This is a genomic window from Geomonas sp. (genome assembly GCF_035254065.1).
GTDB lineage: Bacteria > Desulfobacterota > Desulfuromonadia > Geobacterales > Geobacteraceae > Geomonas.
Genome location: NZ_DATFBA010000205.1, coordinates 1 through 2,583 on the forward strand (window position 1 = coordinate 1; position 2,583 = coordinate 2,583).

Genomic DNA, 2,583 nt, shown 5'->3' on the forward strand with positions numbered 1-2,583 from the left:
AGGCTGCACTCCTCCCACGATTTCCCCGGCAACGGCTTGGGGCTCGCCACCGTCCGCCGCATCATCAGACGCCACAACGGCCGGGTCTGGGGCGAGAGCAGCCCCGGTCAGGGGGCCACCTTCTATTTCACCCTGGCGGCCGACACCGCTCTCTAATGTAAAAGTTGCCGACCATCTGCAATTCATGCTATACATCGCAGTTGATCGCTGCAAATCCACCGTTGGGAGCTCTTTTTGATGGTTTCATTGCTGCGCCGCTTCTGGGTGACCTTTTCATGCTGGGTGGTCGGCACCTACGCCTCCGGTATCAACCGCTTCGCCGTCAAAGGAGCGGAGCGAATCCCGCGCAAGGGTGGGGTGCTGGTCGCCTCCAACCACATCTCCGCTTACGACACCATCTTCCTCCCCTGGGCAGTGGTCAGAAAAAACCCCCTGCAGATGATGTGGGCTCCCGCCAAAGAGGAGCTCTTCCAGCATCCGGTCAAGGCGCTCATCTACCGGTCATGGGGGGCTTTTCCCGTGAAGCGGGGAAGGGACGTGCGGGCGGGCAAGCATCTCAATGAGCTGTTGATCGACCAGAAGGTCATGATCTACCCCGAGGGGACTCGCCACAAGGACGGGGTGCTCGGCAAGGGAAACCGGGGGGTCGGCAAGATCATCTACGACGTCCGTCCCCAGGTGATACCGGTAGCCCTCACCGGGATCAACCACTGGAAGTTTCCCTCGGTGGGCGCCCGGGGCGGCGCCTCCTTCGGCAAGGCCATCGATTTCGAGGACCTCTACCAGTTGCCGGACTGCAAGGAGACCCACCAGCTGATCGTGGACCGGGTGATGGACGCCATCGCCACCCTTTTGAAAGAAGAAGGAGCCTACCTCAATGCTGGTTGAAATATTTTCCGATGGCGCCTGCAGCGGTAACCCCGGCATCGGCGGCTACGGCAGCATCCTGCGCTGCGGAGGGAAGGTGAAGGAGCTCTCCGGCGCCGAAGGACTTACCACGAATAACCGGATGGAGATGACCGGTGCCATTGCCGCCCTGGAGGCGCTGACCCGACCCTGCGAGGTGGTGGTCACCTCCGATTCCCAGTACCTGGTGAAAGGGATGACCGAGTGGCTGTCCGGGTGGGTCCGGAAAGGGTGGGTCAACAGCAAGAAGGAACAGGTGGTCAACCGGGATCTGTGGGAGCGGCTGCTGGCGCTCTCCAAGATGCACAAGATCAAGTGGGTCTGGATCCGCGGCCACAACGGCCACGCCGAGAACGAGCGCTGCGACGAGCTGGCCCGAGGTGCCATCGAGGAGTTCCGCAGGCAGAATCTCAGGTAGCCGCCATGAACCTGGATTATTTCATCATCGAGGTCTCCGAGGAGGAGATCAAGCGAGAGCGCGAAAAAGCGCGCGAGCTGCGCAAAAGCCAGTGGTGGAAGAACCGGCTGGGCAAAGGGCAGTGCCACTGGTGCCGCCACCGCTTTGCCCCAGCCGAGCTCTCCATGGACCACATCGTCCCGGTGATCCGGGGCGGCAAGAGCGCCAAGGGGAACGTGGTCACCAGCTGCAAAGAGTGCAACAACAAGAAAAAGCACATGCTCCCCATCGAGTGGGAGGAGTACCTGACGACCTTTTCCCGTGATGACGGCGAGTGACGGGCGTCGCGGAGATAATGTGACTACAGCAATCAAAGCCGTTATTTACGACTGTGACGGCGTCCTCTTCGATTCCTTCGAGGCGAACTTCGCTTTCTATACCCAGATCATCGAGCGCTTCGGCAAGCCCCCTCTGGACCGCTCCGACGCCGATACCATGAGGATCCTGCACACCTACTGCAACAAGGACGTGCTGACCTACCTTTTCGAGGGCGATGACCGGATGAGCGACGTGCGCGCCTTCTCGTCCTCCATCGACTATCGTAAGCTATTTCCGCTCATGGTGATGGAAGAGGGGCTGCGCGAGACCCTGGAGGCCCTGCACGGCCGAGTGGAACTGGCGGTCTGCACCAACCGGGCCACCTCCATGGACATGCTGCTCGCCTCCTTCGGGCTGGACCGCTACTTCAGCTGCGTGATGACGGCCGGCCGGGTGCAGAATCCCAAGCCGCACCCCGAACCGCTGTTCAAGGTGCTGGAGCATTACGGCATCACCCCCCGCGAAGCCCTCTTCGTGGGTGACTCCGAGGTGGACCGGCAAGCCGCCGATGCGGCCGGCGTCCCCTTCGTCGCCTACCGCGGTGATATGCCCGCCCTGGCAAGAATTGAGAGACACCAGGAGCTTCTGTCGCTTCTGTAAAGCAACCGGTAGCCACCATGGAGTAGCTGGAGCGTTGCTACCATTACCTCCTGGCAGGAGAATCACTGATGGAAGGTTCGACGGAAGACAGCGATAAACTTTTTCAGCGAGCGGTAGAGGCCCTCTCCAACGGGGAGACGCCCTCGGCGCTGGCCCTCCTGGAACGCGCTCTCAAGATGAACGATAACCCCTCCTGGTACTCCTATCTTGGCTACTGTATCGCCAAGGAGCGGGGGCAGGTGAAGATGGGGAGCGATCTTTGCCTCTCCGCCCTGCAATTGGAGCCTGACAATCCCGCCCAT

General features: G+C 61.1%; 6 protein-coding genes. All 6 read left to right on the top strand.

Annotation, left to right across the window (positions count from 1 at the left end; all coding sequences use genetic code 11):
• Window positions 1-3: 3 nt before the first annotated feature.
• Window positions 4-156 carry an ATP-binding protein gene (locus tag VJ604_RS09875; protein ID WP_324082076.1) on the top strand — a complete coding sequence of 51 codons (153 nt, stop codon included), beginning with the start codon at window positions 4-6 and terminating at the stop codon, window positions 154-156.
• Between the two features lie 78 nt (window positions 157-234).
• Window positions 235-888, top strand: coding sequence for a lysophospholipid acyltransferase family protein (locus VJ604_RS09880; protein ID WP_324082072.1), 654 nt, complete (start codon window positions 235-237; stop codon window positions 886-888).
• Window positions 878-1,324 carry a ribonuclease HI gene (gene rnhA, locus VJ604_RS09885; protein ID WP_324082073.1) on the top strand — a complete coding sequence of 149 codons (447 nt, stop codon included), beginning with the start codon at window positions 878-880 and terminating at the stop codon, window positions 1,322-1,324. The genes VJ604_RS09880 and rnhA overlap by 11 nt, the downstream gene beginning before the upstream one ends.
• Before the next feature lie 11 nt (window positions 1,325-1,335).
• Window positions 1,336-1,641, top strand: coding sequence for an HNH endonuclease (locus VJ604_RS09890; RefSeq protein ID WP_324082078.1), 306 nt, complete (start codon window positions 1,336-1,338; stop codon window positions 1,639-1,641).
• A complete protein-coding gene (locus VJ604_RS09895) occupies window positions 1,628-2,281 on the top strand; it encodes an HAD family hydrolase (protein WP_324082074.1) in 654 nt (217 codons plus the stop codon). Before VJ604_RS09890 ends, VJ604_RS09895 begins: the two co-directional genes overlap by 14 nt.
• Window positions 2,282-2,349: 68 nt before the next feature.
• On the top strand, window positions 2,350-2,583 hold a 234-nt coding region (locus tag VJ604_RS09900), incomplete at its 3' end, for a tetratricopeptide repeat protein (RefSeq protein WP_414652409.1).